This is a genomic window from Streptomyces cinereospinus, from assembly GCF_042430725.1.
GTDB lineage: Bacteria > Actinomycetota > Actinomycetes > Streptomycetales > Streptomycetaceae > Streptomyces > Streptomyces cinereospinus.
Genome location: NZ_JBHMCY010000015.1, coordinates 34423 through 60563 on the forward strand (window position 1 = coordinate 34423; position 26141 = coordinate 60563).

The window sequence follows — 26141 nt, forward strand, 5'->3', positions numbered from 1 at the left end:
GGGGGAGTGCCTCGCATGGGGACGAATGGATCGACCATGCTCGAGCCTTTACGGCAGGGCCTTCCGCCGCTGGATCCCACGGCCGTGTCCAACGCCGCCTCCTGCGCCCTGCCCGCCCGCTACGAAGCGGTGCGCGAGGCACGCCAGTTCACTCGCAGAACACTCGACCAGTGGGACGCGGGGCACCGTTTCGACGATGTCTGCCTGGTGGTCTCCGAGCTGGTCACCAACGCCCTGCGGCACGCCCTGCCGGCCGTCGCCCCGCGCCCGGCCCGGGGCGGCGAGCACGAGCCGCCGCAGGTGCGGCTGCACCTGATGCGCTGGACCGAGCGGCTGGTGTGCGCGGTGCGCGACCCCAGCAACGACAGTCCGGTCGCGCGCGAGGCCGACGACTTCTCGGCGGAGTCCGGACGCGGGCTGTTCCTCGTCGACTCCTTCTGCGACAGCTGGGGCTGGCATCCGCTGGCCGGCACGCTGAGCGGCAAGGTCGTCTGGGCGATGTTCCGGCTCCCCTCGGACGTCCGGTTGCGGCCCGAGGGGTGACCCGCCCCGGCACCTTGGGGTGCCGGGGCGCTACGCGCGTCACGGCCGGTCCCTCCGGAGCGGTCCCGCACCGCCGGTACGGTGCCGCGCGCGCTCAGCCCGCTATCAGGTGGTCGAACTCGCCGTCCTTCACACCCAGGAGCATCGCCTCGATCTCCGCACGCGTGTAGACGAGGGCCGGCCCGTCCGGGAAGTTCGAGTTGCGCACCGCCACTCTGCCGCCCGGCAGCCGCGCGAACTCCACGCAGGATCCCTGCGAGTTGCTGTGCCGGCTCTTCTGCCAGGCCACCCCGCGCAGCTTCGTGGCGGCCATGCCGTTGTGCACGCCGGGCGCACCGGCGCCATGGCGCACGTCACCGTCGTACACGTCACCGTCGTACACGTCGTGATCCACAGGTCGCTCCCCGGTGGTGCACTGGCTGGTGTGGCCATAGATGCAATGGTCAACTGAGGCGGATCATAGCTCTGTTCATGTGCAGATGCATGGGCAGATGCACGTGCACGGGGGGTGTTCCTGTGGTTACAGCTTTGACGGACGCTTTACGAGAAACGTTCCTGCGTCTGCCCCAGGGATCGCATGACATGCGACCGCCATCCCCCGTCCATGATCTTCCACGCCATCGACTGCGCCGGATCGTCCGGATCGAATCCTTCGTGCACCAGGAACAGACGCGTTCCGCGCCCTTCCTGTTCCAGCGTCCACGCAATGGTCCGGTCGGCGGGGTGGGCCGGATCGGCGTCCGCCCACCGGACGCGCGGCATCCGCTCGGCCTCCAGGGCGAGCACGCTCACCACCACGACGCCGGAGAAGCCGGTGTCCGGCCGGGGCACGGACGTCGTCCGGCAGCGGTGGCCGACCTCCGGCCGGAAGTCCCGTGAACCCGGAGTCTGCCACGGCGCCGGCAGCTCGGGGCCGGTCAGCGCCCGCCGGAGACGGGCGGGCGGGTGCGGGGAGAACCGCTCGACACGGATGGCCGTGAGGTCGTCATCGCCTGCGGCGTGGGGCGGGGTGCTCGTGTCGGTCCATCGTCGGGGATGCGGTCCAGCAGATCACCGAGGCCCGTCAGCCGTGCGCGCCGGAAGCGCTCGTACGAATGGAGCCGCTCCCGTACGTCGGCGGGCGGAGCCGCCTGCGGACGGCGGATGCGCTGCCGACCGGCACGCCGCTCGGAGACCAGCCCCGGCGTCCCGGAGCACCCTCAGATGCTCAAAGAGGCTGGGCCGGCGCATGGCGAAGTGGCCGGCCGGGGCCTGGACGGGCTGCGGCCCGCCGTCGCGCAGCAGCCGCGGCACCTCGCGGCGGGTGGCGTTGGCGAGCGCGGCGAGAACACGGCCGGCGGTGTCGGCGGCACCCGTCCCGGCCCCGGTGGTGCTCATGGCGTCGTCAGAGGCCTTCCTTCTCCGTCAGCAGCATCGGACCGTTGCCGTCCGGGTCCCGGAAGGCGGCCGGCCGCCCCCGCGGGTGGTCGTCCGGGCCGTCCACCTGGACGCCCGCCGCGGCCGGCCGTGCGCGGTCGGCGTCCGCATCGGCCGTGGCCAACATGATCCCCCGGGCGGAACCGGGCCGGAAACCGCCCGTGCCGGGACCGGAGAGCGTGAAGGCGGTCTGCGCGCCGCGCGGGGCCGCCCGGAGCCGGCGGCATGGCGGCGTCTCCAGGCCGGCGGTGCCCTCGAAGCCGAGCACCTCCGTGCAGAAGCGCTGGGCGCGGTCCTGGTCGGCGACGGGGAGGGCGGCGAACGAGGCGTGCGTGCGGTGCGAGGGGATGCTCATGGCGCCCGCACCGGGTAGGCGTTTTCCTACGCGCCGAACGTAGGGAAACGCCCACCCATGTCCTTCGACCAGGCACGTCGTTGTGGCGACCGAGGTCGACCGAGGTACGGCGACGCGCGGGTCAGACCTCCAGGAAGGTGTCGAAGGCGGGCGGCAGCCGCTCCCAGGCGGCCCGCCCGGCGGCGTACTCCGCGTCGGTGAGCAGGCAGGACTCCAGCACGTCGGCGAGCGTCTCGCGGTCGAGGCCGGGGGACGTGAAGACCAGGTGCTGGCAGCGGTCGCCGTGCTCCGGGTGCCAGTCCAGCGCGGCGGCGGCCCGCCGCACCGGCGGCACCATGTCCCAGGCGGCGTCGGGCAGCGAGGCCAGCCACGGGCCCGCGCTCTCCACGCACAGGGCGCCCCCGGCGGCGTCCCAGTGCAGCAGGGTGTCCGGCCGGTCGGCGAGCCAGAACCGGCCCCGGCTGCGCGCGGCGGCGCAGGTCAGGTCCTCCAGCGCCCGGTGGAGCCGCTCCGGGTGGAAGGGGCGGCGCCGGTGCCAGACGAGGGTGGAGACCCCGTGCGCGTCGGCCTCGGTGGGCAGCAGGGCGCAGGCCGGGTGCTGGGCCGCCGCGGCGGCCTCCACGTCGAAGCCGGCCAGGGCGGCGTGAGCGAGGGCGGAGTGCGCGCCGGGCACGCCCCGCGCGCCCGGGACCGCGCCCACCGACCGGGCGCGGGTCGCGCCGGCCTCGCCCGTCGCACCGGCTCCGCCGGCCGCACCCGCCTCGCCCGCCGGACCGCGGTGTGCGAGGAAGACCTGACGGGCCGTGGGATGCAGCTGGGCCAGCAGCTCGCGGTCCTCCTCGTCGGCCTCCGGGGAGTCAAGGACGGCGAGGACGGGGGCGTACTCCAGCTGCCGGGCGAAGGTGTCGGCGACGGTGCGCCGGTCGGTGGCGGCCGCGGCGAGACCGCCCTCGGCGAGGTCGTCGCCGTTGCCGAGGTACGGCAGCAGCAGCGCGGGGTCGACGGCGGTGATCACGCCGGTGACCGTGAGTCCGCCGGACGCCACCACCTCGGCCATCGCCTTCGGCTCGACGGAGTCCCACAGCTCGACGACCGCGAGCGGGGTGCCGCCGGCGTCCGCGAGCCGCCGCAGCTCGGGCACCAGGTCCGCGCGCAGCGCACAGCACGCGCAGTCGTTGACGAGGGGTGTCTCGCCGGCGTCCCGGAGGCCGCCGGCGTCGCGGACGGTCCGCACGACCGTGCCGGCCGCGGCCGTGGCCAGGTCGTGGTGGAGCACGACACTGCCGGGCACGTCGGCGAGCAGCCGCTCGACGGTGGCCCTGCGGGCGTCGGCGTGCAGCCCGCCGACGATCACGACGGAGAGCTCGGACATCGACTAGCCCCGCTTCCGGTACCAGCGTTCGAAGCGCTCGACGCGTCCGGCGGTGTCCAGGACGCGGGCGGTGCCGGTGCAGAAGGGGTGGCTGACGTCGGAGATCTCCACGTCGACCACCGGATAGGTGTGTCCGTCCGCCCACTCGACGGTCTTCTCGCCGGTCAGGGTGGAACGGGTGAGGAAGGCGTGGCCGGCGGCACGGTCACGGAAGACGACGGGGCCGTAGTCCGGGTGGATTCCCTTGCGCATGGCGGTGGCTCAGCGCTCCTCTCGGAAGTCGACGTGCCGGCCGGCGACCGGGTCGTACTTGCGCAGGATCATGCGGTCCGGGTCGTGGCGGCGGTTCTTGCGGGTGACGTACGTGTAGCCGGTGCCGGCGGTGGACCGGAGTCTGACGACGGGGCGGAGTTCGTTGCGTGCCATGCTGGTACCTTACTGAAAATGAATTCCATTTACGACACACTCACGGAGAGGTACGTCACCCATGTCCGCCCACTGCATGCTGACCGGCGCCCGCCCGGGCTTCGGCAACCGCGTCTCCCACTCCCACCGGCGCACCCCGCGCCGCTTCGACCCCAACGTCCAGACCAAGCGGTACTGGCTGCCCGGCGAGGGCCGGTACGTGCGGCTGCGGCTGAGCGCCAGGGGGATCAGGACCGTCGACGCGATCGGCGTCGAGGCGGCGGTGGCGCGCATCCGCGCCCGCGGAGTGCGGATCTGATGGGGGTGCGGGTCTGAAGGGGGTGCGGGTCTGAAGGGGGTGCGGGTCTGATGGCCAAGAAGAGCAAGGTCGCGAAGAACGAGAGGCGCCGGGAGATCGTCGCGCGGTACGCCGCCCGGCGGGCCGAGCTGAAGGAGATCGTCCGGCGGCCCGCGTCGACGGAGGCGGAACGGCTGGCCGCCCAGCGGGAGTTGCGGGCCCAGCCGCGCGACGCGAGCGCCACGCGCGTCCGCAACCGGGACCAGGCGGACGGGCGGCCGCGCGGATACCTCCGGGCGTTCGGGCTGTCCCGGGTGAGTCTGCGGGGGCAGGCGCACGCGGGGTATCTGCCGGGGGTGCGGAAGTCGTCCTGGTAGGCCGGGTTACGGGCTGGTGGCTTGCTGCGGTCGTACGGCTGTAGGGCTGTTTGATCGTGAGGCTGTAGGGCTGTGTGGTCGTAGGGCTGTGTGGTCGTAGGGCTGTGTGGTCGTAGGGCTGTGTGGTCGTCGGACGTGCGACCTTCGAGCTATGTGGTCGTCGGACATGTGGTCTTGGCACTGTGCGGTCGTCGGGCTGTGTGGTCGTGCGACAGTGCGGCTGTACGGCGATGTGTCCGTACGAAGGTGTGGCCGTACGGCGATGTGTCCGTACGAAGGTGCGGCCGTACGGCGATGTGTCCGTACGGCTGTACGGCGATGTGGCTGTACGGCGATGCGGTCATACGGCAGTGAGGCCGTGCGGTCATGCGGCTGCACAGTGGTGCCGCGTGTGCGGCGATCGGCTACCGGCTCGTCCCTGGGGGCATGCAGTGACTTCCGCGACGACTTCGGCTCGGACGCGGAGCCGCCGGGCGCCGCTCCGACCAGTTCCCGTCCCGGTCCCGGTCCCGGTTCCCGTGCCGGCGCGGGTACGTCGCCGGCGGGTACCGGCGGGGGCGGCGGTTCGCCCTCCGCGCCCGCCGGAGGGCTGGAGGGCAGCTGGCCGGCCACCAGCGAGGGCCAGGCGGTGGCGCTGGTGGTCACCGACGCGCACGCCGGGTTGTTCGCCACCGACGGGACCATGTGCAGCGGAAGCACGGGCGAGGCGTCGGGCCGCCGGACGATCCGGCTCACCTGTACGAAGGCCGAGGACGACCGCGGCACCGGCACGGTCGACTCCGTCAGCGCCACGACGTTGAAGGTGACCCGGGACGGCGGTCTCGGCACGGAGACGTACACCCGGGCCGAGGGCGGGAAGCTGCCGTCCGGGTCGCCCACGGCGGGACTCGGTTCGTGACCTGAGCCGGTCGGGGCGGGCCGGGTGACCGCGCGGCGGGGTCGTACGTGATGATCCAGGGGCATCGTCACGAACCCAGGGGATCCACTCATGCGTGCCACATCGCTCACCCTCGGCTCCACCGCTCTCGCCGCCACCCTCCTGCTGACCGCCTGCGGGGGTGGTGACGGCGGCGGCGAGGCCGGTGACGACGGCCGGGACACCACCACCGCCTGCGCGCTCGGCGAGGTCGGCGTCGAGGTCGGCCCCGCCAACGCCGCGCCCGTCGCCGGGGACACCGGCAACATCCCCGTCACCGTCACCAACCAGGGCGCCGAGTGCACCCTGGACGGCTTCCCCGCCGTCGGACTGCGGGGCGACGGCGGCTCCGCGGACGTACCGGCGGACAAGGCGGCGACGGCGCAGAGGCTGACGCTGGCCGCGGGCACGCCGGCGACGTTCACGCTCACGTACGTGCGGGGTGCGGAGGGCGGCGACGGCGGCCTCGCCGCGACGACGATGCGGATCGGCCTGCCGGGCGGGTCGGAGACGCGGAGCTTCCCGTGGTCGTACGGTCCGGTCGCGCTCGGCGCGGGCGGTGCGCCGGACGCCTCGGTGGGGGCGTTCCAGCGGGCCGGCGACTGAGCGTCAGTCCAGCCGGCGGCGGGACCGGACCTCGGCCCGGTCGGCCGCACGCGACCCCTCAGTCCAGCCCGCCGCGTCGGTCACTCCGCGCATCCGGGTCGTGGTCGTCTCCGGGAACATGTGCTCCACGCGCTCGGTGACCGCGACCTCGCGGGAGGCCAGGACCGGGAGCAGGCCGCCGCCCCCGTGGGCCTCGGTGGCGTCGCCGGCGGCCTCTGCGGCGGCCTGCCGGGCGGCCTCCTCGGCGGCGGAGGCGAGGCGGGTGCCGATGCGGTGGGCGTACGCGGCGAGGAAGGACTGCCGGAAGGTCCTGGTGCGTTTGCGGCCGCCCGCGCGCTGGGCGGCCTCGGCCTTCGTCATCGCGGTCGTGGCCTGGACGAGGAGCGAGGTGTAGAGGAGTTCGACCACTTCCAGGTCGGGCTCGAAGCCGACGACGGTGGAGAAGCCGAGGGGCTCGTTCCACACCGCGCGGCAGTGGTTGGCGGACGCGACCGCGTCCAGCAGGACCGCCTTGGCCTGCTCGTACGGCTGGTCGACGCCGATCCGCCAGGCCGCCGGCCCGTCCCCGCCGTGCGTCTGCCCGGCGAGCAGCGCCTCGTCGATGCTGTGCCGCGCCATCAGCTCCTGCGCCTTGGCGCTGAGCGCCTCCGCCTCGTCCGGGAACCCGGTCGCCTCGGCCTTCGCCAGCAGGGCGCGGATCCGGGCGAGCATGCGGGACTCGGGCCTGCCGCCGGCGGGCGGCGGGGACGGCGTCTCGTCCAGCGGTTCGAGGGTGGGCAGGCGGAGCAGGAGGCGGTAGAGCTCCAGGACGGCGCCGGCGTGCGTGAAGCGGTCCGTGCGGGCGGGGGCGGCGGACGGCGCTTCGGCGAGCCGGGCCAGCTGCGCCGCCCAGCGGGGGCCGCGCGGACGGTCGTGCGGCGCTTGTTCGAGGATCAGGGCGGTGACGAGGCGTTCGTGCACGTCGTCGAGTTCGCGGCGGACGATCCGTACGACGTCGGCCGGCTGCCAGCCCCGCCGCCAGGCCCCGGCGACGTACTCCAGCCCGCGCCGGGTGAGTTCCGCGTCCGCCGCCGGGTCGGCCGCGAGGAGGGACGCGCCGGTGTCGAGGGCGGCGTGGTCGTCGTCGGCGGCGTAGAGGGCGGCCTGGAAGGCGCGGTCGACGGTGCTGGTGTCCACGGGGGAATCGTGTCATGCGCCGCTACGGGCACTGTCAACTCAGAGTTGACACCCCTCGACTGTCAACCTACGGTTGACACATGGCGACGAACCCCGAGATCACGTCATCCATCCGTCTCGACGACCTCATCGCGGCCATCAAGAAGGTCCACGACGAGCCCCTCGACCAGCTTCAGGACGCCGTACTCGCCGGGGAGCACCTGGGCGATGTGGCCGACCACCTGATCGGCCACTTCGTGGACCAGGCCCGGCGTTCCGGCGCGTCCTGGACGGACATCGGCAGGAGCATGGGCGTCACCCGGCAGGCCGCGCAGAAGCGGTTCGTGCCGAAGGAGTCCACGGACCTGGACCCCGCGCAGGGCTTCAGCCGCTACACCCCGCGCGCGCGGCAGGTGGTCATGGCCGCGCACGAAGCGGCCAGGGCGGCCCACCACTCCGAGGGCCTGCCCGCGCACCTGGTCCTCGGCCTGCTCACCGAACCGCAGGCGCTGGCCGCGCAGGCCGTCACCGCGCAGGGCGTCTCCCTGGACGCGGTCCGCGAGGCGGCGACGGCCGCGCTCCCGCCGGCCGCGCAGGAGGGCCCGGACCTCGTCCCGTACGCCACGGACGCCAAGAAGGTGCTCGAACTCACCTTCCGTGAGGCCCTGCGCCTCGGCCACCACCACGTCGGCACCGAGCACCTGCTGCTCGCACTGCTGGAGTTCGAGAACGGCGAGGGCCCGCTGTCCGGCCTCGGCATCACCAAGGCGGGGGTGGAGGAGTTCGTCGTACAGGCGCTGGCGAAGCTGGTGCGGGAGCCGGAGGGAGACGCGGCGGAGCCGGCGGGCGGGGGCGGTTGAGCGCGGGTCCCCCCGGGCGGCGGGCCGGGGCGGTTGAGCGCCGGTCCCCCCGGGCGGCGGGCCGGGGCGGTTGAGCGCGGGTCCCCCCGGGCGGCGGGCGGCGGTCCCGGACAGCGGACGGCGGTTCGGACAGCGGACGGCGGTCCCGGGCGGCGGACGGCGGCGCGTTGTCAGACCCTGGTGCGACACTCGCGAGCATGGCCGACCGGTGGGCGCTCGCTCCGGCCGAGGACGGCGGCGTGGAGGTCGCCCCCCTCGGTCCCGACGGGCTGCCCGCCGGGCCGGTGCGGCGGGAGGGGGACCTGGCGGAGGCCGTGCGCAGCCGTCCGTACGTCACGCGATGGGTGTGGCGCTCGACCCCCGAGGTGTACCCGACGCTGCTCGCCACGGGGGTGCGAGTGGAGCGGTGCTACGACATCGAGGACGCCGAGACCCTCCTGCTCGGCCACGAGGGGCGGCACGGCGAACCCCGTTCGGCCGCCGCCGCGCTCGCCCGGCTGCGCGGCGGCCCCGTGCCGCCCGACCCCCCGCCGCGCCCCGCCGCACCGGGCGCGCAGTCCCCGCTGTTCGAGCCCCCGGGCACGCACGTCCCGCTCGAAGACCTGGTCACCGTGTACGCCGAGCAGCAGCGGCGGCACGACCGGGCCGCGCACCCCGACCGGATGCGGCTGCTGACGGCCGCCGAGTCGGCGGGCATGCTGGTGGCGGCCGAGCTGAACCGCACGGGGGTGCCCTGGCGCGCGGACGTGCACCGCGAGGTGCTGCACGAACTGCTCGGCGAGCGGTACGCGGGCGGCGGTGAGCCGCGCCGGCTGGCCGAGCTGGCGGACGAGGTGTCCGCCGCGTTCGGGCGCCGGGTGCGGCCCGATCTGGCGGCCGAGGTGATCAAGGCCTTCGCGCAGGCCGGGATCAGGATGGGTTCCACTCGACGGTGGGAGATCGAGCGCGTCGACCATCCGGCGGTGAAGCCGCTGCTGGAGTACAAGCGGCTGTACCGCATCTGGGTCGCCCACGGCTGGTCCTGGCTTCAGGACTGGGTGCGCGACGGGCGGTTCCGGCCGGAGTTCCTGGCGGGCGGCACGGTCACCGGCCGCTGGGTGACCAACGGCGGGGGCGCCCTGCAGATCCCGAAGGTGATCCGGCGCGCCGTGGTCGCCGACCCCGGCTGGCGGCTGGTCGTCGCCGACGCCGACCAGATGGAGCCGCGCGTCCTCGCGGCGATCTCGCGCGACCCGGGCCTGATGGAGGTGGCCGGCCGCGAGAGCGACCTGTACCAGTCCGTCTCCGACCGCGCCTTCTCCGGCGACCGCGACCAGGCCAAGATCGCCGTTCTCGGCGCGATCTACGGCCAGACCTCCGGGGACGGCCTGAAGAACCTCGCCGCCCTCAGACGCCGCTTCCCCCGGGCGGTGGCCTATGTCGACGAGGCGGCCCGCGCGGGTGAGGAGGGGCGGCTGGTGCGCACCTGGCTGGGCCGTACCTGCCCGCCGGCCGCCGGATCGGGCCAGGACCCGGCGGAGGAGGCGGGACTTCCGCAGGACGCGTCCCCGGACGCCGCCGGCGGTCGGGAGGGGCTTCCCGGCCACACCTCCACCGGTGCCCGCGCCCGCGGCCGCTTCGCCCGCAACTTCGTCGTCCAGGGCAGCGCAGCCGACTGGGCCCTGCTGCTGCTCGCCGCGCTGCGCCGCGCCTGCGCGGACCTGGCGGCCGAGCTGGTCTTCTTCCAGCACGACGAGGTGATCGTGCACTGCCCGGCCGAGGAGGCCGACGCGGTCGTGGCGGCGATCCGGGAGGCGGCGGCGCTGGCCGCCCGGCTGACGTTCGGGCAGACGCCGGTGCGGTTCCCGTTCACGACGGCGGTGGTGGAGTGCTACGCGGACGCGGAGTGACCGGCGGCGGGGCCGGGGCCGGGGCCGGCGGGGACCAGGGACCGCAGTTCGGTGACGACCGCGCGCTCGTCCGTTCCGTCCAGGTCGGCGAGCGCGGCGCGCCACGCCCGGTGCGCGTCGTCCTCGCGCCCCCCGGTCGCGCAGCAGCAGGCGCGTACGTCGCGTCACTCGGGGGAGTGTCGCCGCCGCGGCCGGATCGGGGATGCCCACGGGCCCCGGTCGTCAGAGGTGGATCAGAGGTGAACGACGAGGGCCCGCGTCCGCACGCGTTCGGGACGCACACCGGTGCCCCAAGACCCCGGGACCTCGGTGGGCCCCGGGACCTCCGTGGGCCCCGGGGCTCAGCGGCCGTCAGGGCCGCCGCGACGCCCGGGCGAGCCCGTCGGCCGCGTCGGGGAGCGCATCCCCGCCTGCCGCCGCCGGCCGCCAGATGGTGCTCCGCAGGTCCGAGCCGCGGACCAGCTGGACGCGCCACGGGTCGATGCGGATGACGTGGTACCCGGGGTCCTCGGGGCCGCCCCGCCAGAAGTGGACCGGGTCGTAGCCCACGCCCGGCGGGCTCCCCTGGAGGTAGAGGTCCCAGGCGTGACGCCTGTCGGCCGGCGCTTCGGCCCAGGTGGAGAGGGCGTCGACGTGGACGGTGTTCTGGCGGGGGTTCCAGTAGGAGTACGTCGTGTGCGGGCTGTGGGCCAGATGAGCCGTCTTGACGGGCGTCCTGTAGACCGCCAGCCAGCCGACCGGACGGCCGTCGACGACCTCCCAGACGGGGAGCAGGACCCGTGCCCGCGGCCGGTTCCTCCGGTCGACCGTGATCATCGTGGCGTACTTGATGTCGCGTACGTAGCTGAAGAACGTGTCCTGCAGGTCGGTGAAGCTGTCGACTTCGACGGTGGGCACGGAAGGGCTTCCCTTCGCGGTGGCGGTCGGGATGTCAGTGCGTGGTCGCGGACCGCGCCTCAGTACGCGGTGGCGGACGGCGCGTCAGTAGCGGTGGCGGACGGCGCGTCAGTAGCGGTGGCGGACGGCGCGTCAGTACGCGGTGGGGAGTTCGGCGGCACGGTCGTCGGCGGGACGTTCCCCCGTGCCGGTCGCCCGGCTGCCGGCCGGCCGGCGGGAGCGCACCCCGAATGCCGCGATGAGCGCCGCGAGCAGGGCCGCGGCGAGTGGCACCCAGAGCGCCGCCCGGTACCCGTCGAGCAACGCGGCCGGTGCGTCCGACGCGGTGGCGGCGACGTTGACGGTAGCGGCCGCCGAGAGCCCCAGTGCCGCTCCGAACTGGAACGAGGTGTAGAGCAGCCCGCCGGCCAGGCCCTGCTCCTCCTCCACGACGCCTTCGGTGGCGACGATGGTGAGCGGACCGTAGGCCAGCGCGAAGGCGACGCCGAGCAGGAGCAGGCTCGGGAGCATGACCAGGTAGGTCCAGTCGGCGCCGACCGGCAGGAAGAGGGCGTACGACAGGGCGGCGAGGACCAGTCCGGCGAGGATCAGTCGGGGGTTGCCGAAGCGGGCGACGAGTCTGGGCACCAGGACCGGCGAGAGGATCGCGTCGATCCCGATGACGATCATCGCGAAGCTGGTCTCCACGGTGGACCAGCCGCGCAGCTCCTGGAGGTAGAGGACGACCAGGAACTGGAAGCCGAAGAAGCCCGCCGCGAAGAGCAGCGCGGAGGCGTTGGCGCGCACCAGGGCACCGCTGCGGAAGATGCCGAGGCGGACCAGGGGCGCCGTCGCGCGGCGTTCGACGGCGATGAACACGGCGAGGGCGGTGAGGCCCGCCCCGAAGGTGCCGAGGGTCCAGGCGAGCGAGGTGTGGCCGGCGCGCTCGACGCCGAGGACCAGCAGCACGATCGCCGCGGTGATGGTGAGGCCGCCGGCGAGGTCGAGGCTCTGGCCCGTCCGGTCGGGCCGCGGCGACCGGGGGACGAAGGCGAGCGCGGCGACCAGGATCAGCACCGAGAGCACGACCGGGGCGAAGAACACCCAGCGCCAGTCGACCGAGGCGAGCAGACCGCCCACGACCAGGCCGATCGAGAAGCCGCCCGCCGCGGTGCCGGAGTAGAACAGCAGCGCCTTGTCGCGCCGGGGGCCCTCCTCGAAGCCGGTGGTGATGACGGACAGGCCGGCCGGTGTCATGAAGGCCGCCGCGACACCGGTGACGAAGCGGGCCGTGACCAGCATCCAGCCCTCGGTGGCGAATCCGCCGAGTCCGGAGAAGACCAGGAAGACCGCGAGCCAGAAGACGAACATCCGGCGCCGCCCGAAGAGGTCTGCGGCGCGTCCGCCGACCAGCATGAAGCCGCCGTATCCGAGGACGTAGGCGCTCATGACCCACTGCAGCGAACCGGTGGACAGCCCGAGGTCGGCGCGGATGGCGGGCAGGGCCACGTTGAGCATGGCCACGTCGATGCCCTCCAGGAAGATCGCGCCGCACAGGACGAGCAGCACGCCCCAGTCGCGGGCGCCGAGCGGGGCGTCCGCCGCTTTCTGCACACTCATGTCAGTTCAACTCCTGGACCATGGGGAAGTGATGGAAGGGGTGGAGGGGGTGGCGCGCCGCGGTGCCGGTGTCCTCACCGGGCCCTCCGCCGGGCGGCTCCCTCACCATCGGCCAGGGCGCCTCGCCGGAACAACGGCGAAGATCTCGACGTTCGTTCAGTCGGGCTTACCGATCCGGTTCACCTGGGGTGTCGATGGAGCGCGACGAGATCGAGTGCTTTCTGCTGCTCGCCGAGGAGCTGCACTTCGGCCGCACGGCCGACCGGATGCGGCTCTCCCGCGCCCGGGTGAGCCAGCTGGTGCGGCGCCTGGAGCGGCGCGTCGGCGCGCCGCTGTTCGTCCGCACCAGCCGGCGTGTCGCCCTCACCGCTCTGGGCCGGCAGCTGCGTACGGACCTGGAACCGCACCACCGCGCGATGGAGGCCGCCCTCGCCCGGGCCGCCGCCACCGCGCGCGGCATCGACACGGTGCTGCACGTCGGGTTCTCCAACCCGCTGGCCGGCGAGATCGTGCTGAAGGCGGCGGAGTCCCTGCGCGGCAGCCACCCCGGGCTCGCCGTGGAGATCTGCGAGGTGCCGCTGTCCGATCCGTACGGGCAGCTGCGCAGCGGCCGGTTCGACGTCCAGCTCCAGGAGTTCCCGGTGCGCGAGGACGATCTGGGCTGCGGCCCGGCGCTCCTCGCCGAGGAGCGCGTTCTCGCCGTCTCCTCGGCGGATCCGCTCTCCGCGCGGGACTCGGTGTCCATGGAGGACCTCGCCGGCATCCCCCTGCTCACGATCGAGGGCGAGCTGCCGGACTACTGGCTGGAGCAGCACGTTCCCACGCACACGCCGGGCGGCCGGCCGATCGCCCGCGGGCCGTCGGTGACCAACATGCAGGAGGCGCTGATGCTGGTCGCGGGCGGCAAGGGCGCACTGCTCGCGGCCGCGCACACGACGACGTACTACGCGCGGCCGGGCGTCGCGTACCTGCCCTTCGTCGACGCGGAACCCGTCGGCTACGGCCTGGTGTGGCGCGCCGGGCACGACACCGGCGCGGTGGAGGCCTTCGCCGGGGCGGCCCGCAGGGTGGCGCGCGAGGTCACGCAGGCGGATCCGCGCACGGCACCGCCGTCCCGCGAGACGTCGGCGGTGTGACGCACCAGGCCCCGGGGGGACCGCCCCTGGGGCCGGTCCGGGACGCTTGCCGAGGAACGGCAGCCCACCACCGGCCGAAGACCGCCCCTCCGCGCACCGGATCCGGGCGGGCTCCAGCAACACCGGCGCAGCTTGACCGGCATTCCGGGAAGGGACCGCTGCGAGGGGACGCTGAGACGACAGCGCGGCCGGGCGCGGCCGGCCCGAGGGGCCGCTCTGCCTGGCCGTCGAGGATCCGCTCTCCCGCTGGGGTGTCGCGAATGCTGTTCGTTCCCGACGACGACAACATCAACTCACTCGCCGGACGACGCGACCCCGCACATCACGACCCTCCGCACGACTTCTGCACCACTGCGCTCCCCTGGCGCACGCCTGCTCCGGCCACAGGTGACCACGCATCAGCCAGTCCACGGAAAACACCAGGTCATTCGGTGTTCAAAGACCCTCGGACCGCCCTCCAGTCGAAACCCCGAACCTCTGACCGACGCATTTCGACACCCAGGCGGGAAAGTACGTCCAGCACCGGACCACTCAGCACGAAAACAAAGAAACCCCAAGTCAGATCCCTGACCCGGGGTTTGAAGAGAGCCGCAAACGCGCAGTTCCAGCGCGGGACTGACCACCCCGGGCACGAAGAGCGAGAAGTATGGGGCGAACTCCCCCGGTCCGAGGCATGCGGCCAGTTCCTTGCAGTCCCGCGGCAGCGCGGTACCGATGTCCGGCTCGATCAGGTGCCAGTCCACCGAGAACCGGCGAGACCAGGGCAGCCCGACGACGCTGATGGCGCCATGTCCTCTACCTGGCTCGTTCCATTGCTCCGTCACTCCATTGCTGTCTCGCGCCGCCGGATGACCAAGTCGAATCCACGGGGTGGTGCTCTGGGCCCCCGCGTCCCCTCGAAACCCGTGGGTTCGCACCGCGGTGATGACGCGACCTCCTCGGATATCGGATCGGTGGCGTTCGCACAGATGGGTCAGGGCTTCGGCACGGCTTCCAAGATCATGAAATTCTCTACGCCACGCCCCGATTGTCGCGGTGGTCCTCGCGGGCGCAGACAGGCCGAATCCATGGGGTCTCGACCCGTAAGCAACGCCGAGAAACGAGCCGCCGCCCCGGCCACCTGGTGTTTTTGCCGCCCGCTTAAAGACATGGCGGCCATGCGGCTCCGAGGGCAGGCTGAGGCCACTCCCCTCTCGCGACCACGGCTCCACCCGGAGCACCACCGTGCGGCGCCACCAGCGTGACATCCGATCTTCCCGATGCAGGTCACACAAGCATGGAGGCAAGACCATGTCCGAACAGAACCAGGCCCGACGCGTCTCGTGCCGCATGCGACGGGGCATGTGATGTCCCGCCGGGAACCGGAGGAGATCACCGAGCGGTGCGGGCGGTGAACGTGGCACTCATTTCCGACGAGCCGTACGCGGACTTCGCCTTCGAACACTCCGGCCCTGACGGCTGCGCCGCGCCAGGCCTGGACATCCCGCCTCAGACGAGAGGGAACGACCGTGTCCCAGCAGGCCCTCCAGCACGGCGCAGCACCCATCGCCATCCGCAGCGCCGCCTGGTATCTGCCCGAGCACACTCTGCCGATCACCGATGTACGGACGCTCGACGAGACCGAGCGCGCCACCCGCGACGGTCTGGGTATCGACACGATCCGGGCGGACGACCGGCTGAGCTCCGTCACTCTCGCGGAACGCGCCGCGCGCCGGGCTCTCGAGAAGGCGGGCCTTGACGCGAAGGATCTGGGCGCTCTGGTGATGGTGGAGTCCCGGGTCCAGGAGACGTTCCTCAGCTCCGAGGTGACGCGGCTCCAGCAGCGGCTCGGCGCCGACAACGCCGTCACCTTCTCGGTGGGCGGGCTCGGCTGTGTCTCGATCACCCCGGCCCTGCTGACGGCCCGCGGACTGCTGGCCGCGGACCCTGCCCTGGACGATGTCCTGGTCGTGCACGGCAGCAAGCCGGCCGCCGCCCTGCGCTACCGCCACCCCGTCACGGTGAACGGTGACGGCGGGCAGGCGCTGCTGCTCTCCCGCAGCGGGCGGATCCGGGTACGCGACATCGCGCAGCTGACCAACGGGCGGTATTGGGACCTCTTCCACGTCGACTACCGGGACCGCCCCACCGCTCAGTGGCGCGAACAGTGCACGGAGCCCAGCACCTACTCCTTCCGCCTGGCCATGGAGACCCGCAGCCGGCTCTCCTCGATGCTGGGCGACCTGCTGCGGCGCAACGGGATCGACCGCGGGGACGTCAGCGGCTTCGTCAGCCAGAACCTGTCCGCCGGGAGCTTCGCCTTCCTTGAGGACTCCCTGGGCATCGAGCTGCTATCGGCGTGCCGGGAGAACCTCCGGACGTACGGACACCTCGGTCCCAATGACGTCTTCCTCAATCTGAGCACCGCACTCGACCGCGACGACCTGGCCCCTGGTGACCTCGCGGTCCTGATCAACGTCAGCCCGGTGGCCGCCTGGAGTCTGCTGCTGGTCGAGACAGGCCTACCGGAGGACATGGCATGAGCGACATCACCGAGCAGATCACCGACTTTCTGAGCGCGGCGCTTCGCCGGCAGGTCGGGCCGGACGACGACTACTTCGCACAGGGCCTCGTCGACTCACTCTTCGCGCTGGAGCTGGTGACCTTCGTCGAGAACCGCTTCGCCCTCACCATCGAGGTCGAGGACCTGGATCTGGACAGCTTCAGGACCGCCGGCCGCATCACGGAGTTCGTCCGGCGCAAGACCGATGCGCCTGAACGGGGAGAGGCGCATGCCGAAGGTCCCTGAAAGCGGCCCCGCCACCGCGTCGGCGGATTCGCCGCCCCTGCGCCTGTCCCGGGTGGCGGACGATGTGGCGGCCCACGCGCGTGCCTGTGCCTCTGGTTGGGACCAGGACGGCGGACTGCCCGATTCGGTGCGTGAGGAGGTCGCCGCGTCGGGACTGCTCGCCGCTGACCTGCCCGTGCGGTACGGGGGCGCGGGCCTCGGTCCCCTCGCACTCGGGGAGATCACCGCACGGATCGGCGGTGAGTGCGGCGCCCTGCGCGGGCTGCTGACCGTACAGGGCATGGTCGCGGCGGCACTGCTGCGCTGGGGAACGGCGGAGCAGCGGGACGACTGGCTGCCCCGGCTGGCCGGTGGCGAGCTGACCGCCGGCTTCGCGGCGACCGAGCAGGCCGCCGGCAGCGCGCTGGGCTCGGTGCGGACCCGTATCGAGGCGTCGGGCCGGTCGGACCACCGGGAACTGGTCGTGAGCGGCCACAAGAGGTGGGTCACCTTCGGTGCGGTCGCCGACGTGTTCCTGGTGCTCGGCAGGTACGAGGGAAGGCCGGCCGCCGTCCTCGTGGACGCGGACCGTGCCGGTGTCGAGCGGGAGCCGGTGAACGGCCAGCTCGGCATGCGGGCCGCCCGGATCGCCCATCTGTCCTTCGACGGCGTGCGGGTGCCCCGGCGTCAGCTGGTCGCCCCTCCCGGCCTGGGTCTCTCTCATGTCGTCGGGACCGCTCTCGACCACGGCCGCTTCACGGTCGCCTGGGGATGCGTGGGCATGGCGGAGGCCTGCGTCGAGGACGCCGCCACCCACGCGGCGGTCCGTCGGCAGGGCGACATCCCGCTGGGCGACCACCAGTTGGTCCGTTCGCTGCTGGCCAGGGCGGCGGTGGACGCCGCCGGGGCCCGCGAACTCGCCCGCAGGGCCGCCGAGGCACGGGCCTCGGGCCCGGGCCACGGGGTGCCCGAGACGCTGGTGGCCAAGTACGCGGCGGCTTCCGCGGCGGCGACGGCAAGCCGCGACGCCGTCCAGGTCCTCGGCTCGGCCGGCTGCGCGCCCGACAGCAGGGCGGGCCGTCACTTCCGGGACGCCAAAGTCATGGAGATCATCGAAGGAGCCCAGCAGGTGGCCGAACTACACATAGCCGAACGGTTGTTACGGCGTTTCGGTGACGCGGCGCGCGGTACGGACCGCCCCGTCGGACCCCGTCTCCCCAAGGGCGCGTCGTGACGGCGGCGGTGGGCGCTCCCACCGTCAAGTGCCTCGTGTGGGACCTGGACGACACTTTGTGGGACGGAGTGGTGCTGGAGGGCGATGATCCCGTCCCCTTCCCCGCGGCGCTCAGGACCCTGGCCGAGCTGGACCGCCGCGGCATCCTGCACGCCGCCGCCGGCCGTGGCGAACGCGCTGTCAGCGCCCGGCATCTGACGGAACGCCGACTGGCCGACTGGTTCTGCGCGGTGCAGGTGGGCTGGGGCGCCAAGTCCGGTGCGGTGCGCCGGATCGCGAAGGCCCTCAACATCGGTCTGGACACCATCGCGTTCGTCGACAACGACCCGGTGGAGCGGGCTGAGGTCGGCAGCGAACTCCCCATGGTCCGCTGTTACCCGGCGGCTCAGGTCGGACGGCTGCCCCAGTTCCGGGACTTCCGGCCCGAGCACATCACCGCGGAGGCCACCGGACGACGCCGGCTCTACCAGGCCGAGTGGCGACGCCAGGAGGCCCAGGAGAAGTACACCGAAGGCCGCCAGGCGTTCCTCGACTCGCTCGACCTGGTCATGGAGCTGCGCCCGGCCACCGGGGAAGACCTTTCCCGGGCCAGCGAGCTGACCGTCCGCACTCATCAGCTCAACAGCACGGGGCTGACCTACGGCATCGACGAACTGCGCCGGCTGAGCTCCTCACCGGACCACCAGGTGCTGCTGGCCACGCTCCGCGACCGCTTCGGCGACTACGGGATCATCGGTCTGGCCGTCACCGAACTCGTCGGACGGGACTCGGTCCTGCGGCTGATGCTGATGTCCTGCCGAGTCGTCTCGCGCGGTGCGGGGAGCGTGCTGCTGCACCATCTGATCCAGCAGGCCCTGGCGGTCGGCCGGCGCCCCGTCGCGCACTTCGTCCCCACCGAGGCCAACCGGAACATGCTGGTCACGATGCGCTTCGCCGGCTACCGGGCGACGGCCACCGACGAGGAGCGCCTCGTGCTCACCGTGGACCCGCGGCGCCCGCTGCCCAAGGCCCCCGGCCACACACGCGTGATCGCCGGTGCGGCATGACCGGCAGAGGAAGCGAGGCCGCGATGACCCGACGTCCCCTTGACACCGACGAGTTCGTCCCCGCGGGCGCCTCGGCGCAGGTACGGCCAGTGTGGGCCGCCATCCGAAGCCAGGTGGCCAGGGCGCCCGAGGCGACCGCGCTCGTCATCGGCGGGGTCTCGCTGACGTACCGCGAGCTCGACCACGCCTCGGCCGGTCTCGCGCGGCTGCTGTGGCGGCACGGGCTGCGGCCGGGGCGGGTCGTCTGCGTCCGGACGCGGCAGAGCGCCCTGTCCGTGGTCGCCATGCTCGCCGCACTGCGCACTGGTGCCACCTGGGCGGTGCTGGAACCGGACCTGCCCGTCGGGAGGTTCCAGGCGCTGTGCCGGGACGTCGACTGCGCAGTGGTCCTGAGCGAGGGCGGCGACGCGGTGCCGGCCTCGGCGCTCTCGGCGATGCCCGCCCCGCCGACGGTCGTGGACGCGTCGGAACTCCCTCTGGCGCGGCTCGTCGAGGCGGGCCAGGAGCCGCTCACCGGCCCGTACCCACCGGTCCCTGAGCACAGCCCCGCTTACGTCGCCTACACCTCGGGATCCACCGGCGTACCCAAAGGCGTCATGGTCAGCCGGGGCCAGCTCGCGGCGTCCATCAGCTGCCGGGGGCCGGTGTACGGCACCGAGCACTCCGTCTTCCTGATCGCGCTGCGGCTGTCCTTCGACGGGATTCTCGGCGGAATGTTCTGGTCGCTCACCGGCGGTCACACGCTGGTGCTCCCCGACCCCCGACAGCTCGTGCGGGTGGCCGAGTTCACCCGGCTGGCCAGGGAACACCGTGTCACCCACCTGTTCAACATTCCCTCCTACTACCGGGCGGTGCTCCGGGATCCCGGCGGCCTGCCCGACACTCTGCGGCTGGTGGTCGTGGGCGGTGAGGCGTGCACCCCCCAGCTGGTGGCCACGCACAACGAGCGACTGCCCCGGACCCGGATCGTCAACGAGTACGGGCCCACCGAGACGACCATCGCCTGCACAGTGGAGACCGCCCCGGACCCGGCCCGGGAACGGATCCCCATCGGACGGCCCTGGCCGGGAGCGCGGACCCTGGTACTCGACGAGCGGCTGCGGGAAGTCCCGGCCGGGGAGCGGGGCGAGCTCTACATCGGCGGCCAACTCGTGGCACTCGGCTACGCGAACCAGCCGGCCCGCACGGCCGAGCGGTTCGTCGCGGACCCGTACGGGCGACCGGGCGGGCGCATCTACCGCACCGGGGACATCGCCAGCGTCGACGAGCGGGGCGCGCTGCACTACCACGGCAGAACGGACGACCAGGTCAAGATCCGCGGTACGAGGATCGAACTCGGCGAGATCGAGAACGTGCTGGAACGCCATGCGGACGTGGCGCAGGCCGTGGTGCTGTGCGAACGTGCCGGGCAGGACGAGCCGCAGGTGATCGCCTTCGTCCTACCGACACCCGGCAGCGGGCCGCCGGACGCCTCGACGCTGCGCGCACACTGTCGAGGCCGGCTGATGGAGCAGGCCACACCGACCCTGTTCGTCCCGGTCGACCGCATGCCGCTGGACCGCAGCACCAAGGCGGACCGGGCCGCGCTCCGCACGCTGATCCCGACGGACCGGCAGGCATCCGGGGGCACCGCGGGCGGGGACTGGAGCGGGTACCGGCTCGCCGTCGGCCGGATGTGGGCGGAGGTCCTCGGGCACTCCGGCGCGGGCCCGGACGACAACTTCTTCGCCGTCGGCGGGAGTTCGCTCAAGGTCATCGACCTGCACGACAGGCTGGACAAGCGATGGCCCCAGGCGCTGCGGGTGGGCGAGCTGTTCGACTGCATCACCATCGCCGCCCAGGCGCAGCGCATCGCCGACCGCCTGGGCGAGCGCACGCGAGGCGAGGAACACGCCCCACCGGCCGCATACGAGCTCTGACACGCGTGAACGGAGAGGTGACATGAGCGGTACGGGCGTGACACACGGCAGACCGGCCGTCGCGGTGATCGGCATCGCCACGAGGTTCCCTCAGGCGGACTCCCTCGCCGCCTTCCGGGCGAACCTGCGGGCGGGAAGGGACTCGGTGCGCCCGATCCCTCCGGAGCGGATCCGCAGCACCGGGCTCGACCCCCGGCACGACTATCCGGAGCAGGGCTACCTCGAGCGGATCGACCTCTTCGACCACCAGCGCTTCGGGATGTCCCGTCGCGAGGCGGAGGTGACCGACCCGCAGCACCGGCTGGCCCTGCAGCTCACCCACGAGGCGCTGGAGAACGCCGGACACGCCCCGGCCGGGCTCCGGGACAGCCGGACAGCAGTGGTCTTCAGCTCGCCGAACAACGGCTACGCGCCTCTGGTGCGCGAACACGGCACGCTCAGCATGAACGGGAACATCCCCTGCGCCCTGCCGGCCAGGATCTCCCACCTCTTCGGTTTCACCGGCCCCTGCTACGGCGTGGACACCGGCTGCAACGGCTCCCTCGTCGCCGTCCACCAGGCGTGCCGTGAACTCGGCGACGGCGACGCGGACTACGCCGTCGTGGGCGGGGTGAGCCTGCGCCACGTCGTGCCGCCGGCGGCCGCGGTGGCCGACTTCCCCGGCATCGTCTCGCCCACCGCCCGGTCCCGCGCGTTCGACCGGGCCGCTGACGGCGCGGGCGCCGGCGAGGGCGGCGCGGTGGTAATCCTCACCACGCTGGAACGGGCGGTGGCGGAGGGCTCGTTCATCCACGCCGTGATCCGCGGCAGCGCCGTGCTGCACAACGGAAGGCACTCCGCGACCATCAGCACTCCGAGTGCCCGCTCGCAGGCCGAGGTCATCAAAAAGGCGTGGCGCGGTGCCTCGCTGGACCCGGCGACCGCCGGATACATCGAGACACACGGTTCGGGCACCCGGCTCGGCGACGCGGTCGAGGCCGAGGGCCTGGCCCTCGCCCGCCCCGGCGGCGACCGTACGGTGAAGGTGGGCTCGGTCAAGACCAACATCGGGCACCTGGACCACGCCGCGGGAATCGCCGGGCTGGTCAAGGCGATACTCAGCGTGCGTCACGGCGAGCTGTATCCCTCGCTGCACTTCGAGGAACCCGCCGACGAGGTCGACCTCGAAGGCGCCCGCCTCGAAGTTGTCACCTCGCTCCAACGGTGGGACGACGAGACGCGCCGGGCGGGCGTGAGCTCGTTCAGCCTCGGCGGCGTCAACGCGCACTGCGTGGTGGAACAACCCCCGGTGACCGCCCCGGTACGCCCCGCGGTCAGCACACCGCAGCTGGTCGCGGTGTCCGCCCGCAGCCGGGCGGATCTGCTCTCCCAGTGCGAGCGGCTGTCGCTCGCACTGCGCCACACCACCCACCCGCTGGCCGACGTCGCGCGCACGCTGAACGAGGGCAGGGACCACGACGCCCACCGTGCGTCCGTGGTCGCCCGGGACACCTCCGAGCTCGCGGCACGTCTGGCCGCCGAGGTCACCTGGCGTCGGCTCGACGCGCCCGGGGCGCCCGAGGCGGCCGGGACGGCCGCCACCACCCCGGTGGCCGCACCTCGGGTGGTCTTCCTGCTCTCCGCGGACGCCACACCCGACGCGCCCCGCGATCGGCTGCCGGAGGAGTTGCCCGCACCGGCCGACCGCGCCGCGACGGTCCGCGGACAGCTGGCGGTGTACCGGCGGCTGGTCCGGGCCGGCGTCTCGCCGGACGGGCTGATGAGTTCGGGGATCTCCCGCTACACCGCCCGGTACGTGCGGGGCGATCTCAGCGCCGAGGACACCGCCACGCTGCGGCGGGCAGGCAGCGGGCTGGACCCGGCGGTGGCGGGCGACCCACTGCGGGCGGAGCAGCTCCACGCGGCGGCGGACGAGCAGCTCTGCGACGGCCCCGTGGTGTTCGTGGAGCTGGCGTCCCGCGGCGAGATCAGCGACCGGTTGACGGCCCACCTCCACGACCGCGCGGACGCCCGGGTGCTCTGTCTGCGGCCCGGTGCCGCCGACGCCGACGCCGCCGTCCTGGAGCTGCTGGGCCGGTTGTACGAGGAGGGCGTCAGCCTGGACTGGCCGGTGCTGCGAGCCCACCCGTCGGCGGGCCGGGTTCCGCTGCCGGGACATCCGTTCACCGGGGTGCGCTGCTGGGCCGGGCCACCGGGTGAGGTGCTGTCCTCCGGCGAGGTACCCGGTCGGCCCCCTGCTCCGGCTCCCGTTCCGGCTCCGGCACCTGCGCCTGTGCCTGAACCTGCCGCCGAGGAGCAGCCGGTCCGCTCACCCGGCGAGCAGCGGACCGAGGAATCCCTGACCGTTCTGGACTGGCTGCGGGACACCCTCGTCGAGCTGCTGCACGCGGACGAGGTCCCGGCCGAGGCGGACTACTTCTCCGTCGGCGGCAACTCCGTCATCGCTCTCCAACTCCTGGACCGGGTACGGGAGCGGCACGGGGTCCGGCTCAAGATGGCCGACATCTACGACCATCCCGTCGTCAGCTCGCTCGCCGGGGCCATCCACGACCGGGCCCGGCACGCGCCCACGCCGACATCGCCGAGCGCCGCCGACGCGCCGGCGGCCCCGGTCGTCCCCGAGCTGCCCGACGGCGAGTTGCCGCCGATCGTCCCGGGCGGGGAGCCGGTCCTGTCGTACGGGCAGGAGCGCATGTGGTTCCACCACCAGCTCGACCCGGCGACCACGCTCTACAACCTCCCCGGCGCCTCCCGGTACCGCGGCCCCCTGGACGCCGAGACGTTCAGGCTCGCGTGGGAGGACCTGGCGCTCCACCACGAGGTGCTGCGGTCCAATCTCGTCGAGGCCGACGGCAGGCCCCAGCTGGTGATCCGGCCCGAACTGGGCGACTTCTTCACGTACCTGGACGTCTCGGGCGAGGACTCCCCGGAGACCGCGGCGGGCGCGGTCGTCACCTCCGCCATGCGCCGGGTCTTCGACATCGCCGCCGAACCGCTCGTACGGGTGACCGTCGTGCGGATCGGCGATGACGACCACATCGTCTGCTGGTGCATGCACCACGCGGTGAACGACGGCTGGGCTCCGCAGATCCACATGCGGGACCTGCTGGAGTTCTACACGGCCCGCCTGGAGAACCGGGCCCCCGACGTCGAGCCGCTGCCCGTGCAGTACGCGGACTACGCGCGTTGGCAGCGCGAGCTGGTGGCCGACTCCCGCCTGGACGGTGAACTGGCCTACTGGCGCGAACGGCTGAGCGACCCGCCCGCGCTGGAGCTGCCCGCCGACCGGCCGCGCCCCGGCCGGATGGACTTCGCGGGGGCGACCCACGGGTTCACCATCCCGGGCGCACTGGTGCAGCGGCTGCGCGAGGTGGGCGCCCAGGAGACGGCCACGCTGTTCATGGTGCTGCTCACCGCGCTCAAGGTGCTGCTCGCCCGCTGGTCGGGCCAGCGGGACATCGTCGTCGGCACCCCGACCATCGGTCGCAGCCGGCCCGAACTGTGGGGTCTGCTCGGCTTCTTCAACAACACCGTCGCGCTGCGCTCGGACCTGTCGGGGGACCCGAGCTTCCGTGAGCTGCTTCGCCAGGTGCGCGGGGTGCTGCTCGGCGCCCTCGATCACCAGGAGATCCCGTTCGACAAGGTCGTGCGCGAGGTCGCGGTCGGGCGTGATCCGAGCCGTAACCCGCTCTTCGACGTGATGTACGTGCATCAGACGCTGCCACCGGCCGCCCCCTTCGGCGAGATCGTCACCGGACCGGCACACGACCCGGAGATCATCCCGCACTTCCCCGGGCTGCCCCCCGGCACCGCCAAGTTCGACATCTCGATGGTCGTCGGCGAGCTGGCAGACGAGGACGAGATCGTGGTCATGATGGAGTACGCGACGCGGCTCTTCGACGCGGGCACGATCTCCGCCATGTCCGAGGCGTTCGTGGAGCTGCTGCACACCGTCGCGGACAACGTGGACAGGTGCTACAGCGACCTCCCCGGCGGTCCTCCCCCGGTGAGCGGACCGGTCGCGGACCGACCGGTCGCCACTCGAGCGGACACGCCGCCTGCCCCGGCGGACCCTGTCACCGCCCCCGTCGTCAGCTGCCTCGAACTGCGCGGCGAGGTGCGGCTTCCCGCGCTGCGCACGGCGCTGGAGGAACTGGCCGAGCGGCACGAGGTGCTGCGTGCCGGGACCGCCGAAGCCGTGGGGCACGGCTCGTTGCTCGGCGACGGCTTCCTCACCACCGCGGACGTCTCCGGCGAGAGCGAGCCCCTCCTCACCGCCAAGGAGATCGCGCAGGCGGAGGCCGCACTGGTACTCGATCCGGCATCGGGTCGCCGACTCCACGCGCTTCTCGCGACGACGGGCCCGGCCCGGCACGTCCTGCTGGTCACCACCCACCGGCACGCGTACGACGGTGGTCAGCCGGAGGTGTTCTTCCGGGACCTGCTCGCCCTGTACGGCGCCCGCCTGGACGGAAGCCGGGCCGGGCCGCCCGAGCTTCCCGCGCTGTCCGGCGAGCACACCGAGCCCTGGACAAGACCCCGGAGGGAGGAGCGGCTCGCCTACTGGAGACGGACGCTGACGGGACTGGCCGATGGCGCGCCGCCGCTGGACCGGGCCCGGCCCGCCCACGGCACCCGCGCCGCCGCCGCCGTCGGGTCGCGGATACCCGACGACCTCGCCCACGCGGCGAGCCGTCTTGGGACCAGGGAGAGCGTGCTGGCGGCCCTCGCCGCCCTGCTCGCCCTGCACACGGAGGCGGACGAGGCGCTCATCGGCCTGACCAGCGCGGCGCTCCCCCTCTCGGCGGCCCGCACTCGGTTGGGTCCCTTCGCGCAGAGCCTGCCGCTGCGTCTGGACCTGGCCGACGACCCGTCCTTCGAGGAGCTCACCGACCGGGTGCGGCACGCGGTCACCGGCGCGCAACAGCACCGGGACGTGCCGCTCGCCGACATCGCGCGCGCGGCCGGACTGCCCGACGAGCCCGGCAGGGCACCGCTGTTCGATGTGGCGTACTCCTACCAGGCGCTGCCGGCGGCACTCGGCTCGGCGGCCGGGGTGGCGGCGGCCCCCGTGCGGTGGCCCGGCACGGACGCGGGACGGCTCACGATGCCGCCCGGCCGCAGCGAACTGGACCTGTCCTGGTCCGTCGTCGAAGGGCCAGGGCGGGACGGGTTGTCCGTCTCGTTGGACTACCGCACCGAGCTTGTCGACCGGTCGAGTGCCCGGGCTCTCGTCGAAGGACTGCTCGCGACGCTGCGTGCGGCCACCCGCGCCCCCGGTGCACCGCTGTCCAGCCTGTGGCCCATCCGCGCGACGACCGGCGCGAGCACACCTGCGCACACCGACTGAC

At 73.2% G+C, this 26141-nt stretch carries 23 protein-coding genes; 14 read left to right on the top strand and 9 right to left on the bottom strand.

Going from position 1 to position 26141, the window contains the following annotated elements; translation table 11 throughout:
- The first annotated feature begins 36 nt into the window (after nucleotides 1-36).
- Entirely contained in the window at nucleotides 37-543 is a 507-nt protein-coding gene (locus tag ACFF45_RS10470; RefSeq protein WP_381344986.1) for an ATP-binding protein, read from the top strand.
- A 94-nt stretch (nucleotides 544-637) separates the two neighbouring features.
- Here ACFF45_RS10470 and ACFF45_RS10475 read toward each other — a convergent pair whose 3' ends face one another.
- From ACFF45_RS10475 to rpmG, 6 genes are all read right to left on the bottom strand, one after another.
- Nucleotides 638-937, bottom strand: coding sequence for a DUF397 domain-containing protein (locus ACFF45_RS10475; protein WP_381344989.1), 300 nt, complete (start codon nucleotides 935-937; stop codon nucleotides 638-640).
- 146 nt (nucleotides 938-1083) lie between these two features.
- A complete protein-coding gene (locus tag ACFF45_RS10480) occupies nucleotides 1084-1515 on the bottom strand; it encodes an SRPBCC family protein (protein ID WP_381345161.1) in 432 nt (143 codons plus the stop codon).
- 412 nt (nucleotides 1516-1927) lie between these two features.
- Entirely contained in the window at nucleotides 1928-2314 is a 387-nt protein-coding gene (locus ACFF45_RS10485) for a VOC family protein (RefSeq protein ID WP_381344992.1), read from the bottom strand.
- A gap of 121 nt (nucleotides 2315-2435) precedes the next feature.
- Complete coding sequence (locus tag ACFF45_RS10490; RefSeq protein ID WP_381344994.1) at nucleotides 2436-3686, bottom strand: CobW family GTP-binding protein; 1251 nt, start codon at nucleotides 3684-3686, stop codon at nucleotides 2436-2438.
- Nucleotides 3687-3689: 3 nt separating this feature from the next.
- Nucleotides 3690-3938, bottom strand: a complete 249-nt coding sequence (locus tag ACFF45_RS10495) for a type B 50S ribosomal protein L31 (RefSeq protein WP_381344996.1) — start codon at nucleotides 3936-3938, stop codon at nucleotides 3690-3692.
- A gap of 9 nt (nucleotides 3939-3947) precedes the next feature.
- Nucleotides 3948-4112: a 50S ribosomal protein L33 gene (rpmG, locus tag ACFF45_RS10500; protein ID WP_381344999.1), complete on the bottom strand. Its 165-nt coding sequence runs from the start codon at nucleotides 4110-4112 to the stop codon at nucleotides 3948-3950.
- A 61-nt stretch (nucleotides 4113-4173) separates the two neighbouring features.
- Here rpmG and rpmB point away from each other — a divergent pair, with 61 nt between their 5' ends.
- The 4 genes from rpmB to ACFF45_RS10520 all read left to right on the top strand — a co-directional run bounded on the left by rpmB (nucleotide 4174) and on the right by ACFF45_RS10520 (nucleotide 6288).
- A complete protein-coding gene (gene rpmB, locus ACFF45_RS10505) occupies nucleotides 4174-4410 on the top strand; it encodes a 50S ribosomal protein L28 (RefSeq protein WP_381345002.1) in 237 nt (78 codons plus the stop codon).
- A gap of 50 nt (nucleotides 4411-4460) precedes the next feature.
- Nucleotides 4461-4766, top strand: coding sequence for a 30S ribosomal protein S14 (rpsN, locus tag ACFF45_RS10510; protein ID WP_381345004.1), 306 nt, complete (start codon nucleotides 4461-4463; stop codon nucleotides 4764-4766).
- A gap of 391 nt (nucleotides 4767-5157) precedes the next feature.
- A complete protein-coding gene (locus tag ACFF45_RS10515; RefSeq protein WP_381345007.1) occupies nucleotides 5158-5664 on the top strand; it encodes a hypothetical protein in 507 nt (168 codons plus the stop codon).
- Between the two features lie 90 nt (nucleotides 5665-5754).
- Entirely contained in the window at nucleotides 5755-6288 is a 534-nt protein-coding gene (locus tag ACFF45_RS10520; RefSeq protein ID WP_381345009.1) for a DUF4232 domain-containing protein, read from the top strand.
- A gap of 3 nt (nucleotides 6289-6291) precedes the next feature.
- Here ACFF45_RS10520 and ACFF45_RS10525 read toward each other — a convergent pair whose 3' ends face one another.
- Nucleotides 6292-7464 (bottom strand): DUF2786 domain-containing protein, encoded by a 1173-nt coding sequence (locus ACFF45_RS10525; protein ID WP_381345012.1) that lies wholly within the window; start codon nucleotides 7462-7464, stop codon nucleotides 6292-6294.
- An 80-nt stretch (nucleotides 7465-7544) separates the two neighbouring features.
- On the opposite strand from ACFF45_RS10525, the gene ACFF45_RS10530 reads away from it, so the two are divergent.
- Together ACFF45_RS10530 and ACFF45_RS10535 are read left to right on the top strand one after the other, a co-directional pair.
- Nucleotides 7545-8303, top strand: coding sequence for a Clp protease N-terminal domain-containing protein (locus ACFF45_RS10530; RefSeq protein ID WP_381345014.1), 759 nt, complete (start codon nucleotides 7545-7547; stop codon nucleotides 8301-8303).
- Nucleotides 8304-8500: 197 nt separating this feature from the next.
- Nucleotides 8501-10192, top strand: coding sequence for a bifunctional 3'-5' exonuclease/DNA polymerase (locus ACFF45_RS10535; protein ID WP_381345017.1), 1692 nt, complete (start codon nucleotides 8501-8503; stop codon nucleotides 10190-10192).
- Between the two features lie 351 nt (nucleotides 10193-10543).
- On the opposite strand, the gene ACFF45_RS10540 is transcribed toward ACFF45_RS10535, so the two are convergent.
- Nucleotides 10544-11089: a pyridoxamine 5'-phosphate oxidase family protein gene (locus tag ACFF45_RS10540; RefSeq protein WP_381345020.1), complete on the bottom strand. Its 546-nt coding sequence runs from the start codon at nucleotides 11087-11089 to the stop codon at nucleotides 10544-10546.
- A gap of 132 nt (nucleotides 11090-11221) precedes the next feature.
- The gene (locus ACFF45_RS10545) at nucleotides 11222-12688 is read right to left on the bottom strand and encodes an MFS transporter (protein WP_381345022.1); all 1467 of its coding nucleotides are present in this window, start codon (nucleotides 12686-12688) and stop codon (nucleotides 11222-11224) included.
- Between the two features lie 194 nt (nucleotides 12689-12882).
- Here ACFF45_RS10545 and ACFF45_RS10550 point away from each other — a divergent pair, with 194 nt between their 5' ends.
- The 7 genes from ACFF45_RS10550 to ACFF45_RS10580 all read left to right on the top strand — a co-directional run bounded on the left by ACFF45_RS10550 (nucleotide 12883) and on the right by ACFF45_RS10580 (nucleotide 26140).
- The gene (locus tag ACFF45_RS10550) at nucleotides 12883-13824 is read left to right on the top strand and encodes a LysR family transcriptional regulator (RefSeq protein ID WP_381345025.1); all 942 of its coding nucleotides are present in this window, start codon (nucleotides 12883-12885) and stop codon (nucleotides 13822-13824) included.
- Between the two features lie 1508 nt (nucleotides 13825-15332).
- On the top strand, nucleotides 15333-16346 hold the full coding sequence (locus ACFF45_RS10555; RefSeq protein WP_381345028.1) for a 3-oxoacyl-ACP synthase: 1014 nt from the start codon (nucleotides 15333-15335) through the stop codon (nucleotides 16344-16346).
- Nucleotides 16343-16612, top strand: a complete 270-nt coding sequence (locus tag ACFF45_RS10560; RefSeq protein ID WP_381345031.1) for an acyl carrier protein — start codon at nucleotides 16343-16345, stop codon at nucleotides 16610-16612. The genes ACFF45_RS10555 and ACFF45_RS10560 overlap by 4 nt, the downstream gene beginning before the upstream one ends.
- A complete protein-coding gene (locus ACFF45_RS10565; RefSeq protein ID WP_381345034.1) occupies nucleotides 16596-17825 on the top strand; it encodes an acyl-CoA dehydrogenase family protein in 1230 nt (409 codons plus the stop codon). The genes ACFF45_RS10560 and ACFF45_RS10565 overlap by 17 nt, the downstream gene beginning before the upstream one ends.
- Nucleotides 17822-18871 carry an HAD-IIIC family phosphatase gene (locus ACFF45_RS10570; RefSeq protein ID WP_381345037.1) on the top strand — a complete coding sequence of 350 codons (1050 nt, stop codon included), beginning with the start codon at nucleotides 17822-17824 and terminating at the stop codon, nucleotides 18869-18871. The genes ACFF45_RS10565 and ACFF45_RS10570 overlap by 4 nt, the downstream gene beginning before the upstream one ends.
- Before the next feature lie 23 nt (nucleotides 18872-18894).
- Nucleotides 18895-20790 (top strand): non-ribosomal peptide synthetase, encoded by a 1896-nt coding sequence (locus ACFF45_RS10575; RefSeq protein ID WP_381345039.1) that lies wholly within the window; start codon nucleotides 18895-18897, stop codon nucleotides 20788-20790.
- A gap of 22 nt (nucleotides 20791-20812) precedes the next feature.
- Nucleotides 20813-26140, top strand: a complete 5328-nt coding sequence (locus ACFF45_RS10580) for a condensation domain-containing protein (protein WP_381345042.1) — start codon at nucleotides 20813-20815, stop codon at nucleotides 26138-26140.
- Nucleotide 26141: the final 1 nt, after the last annotated feature.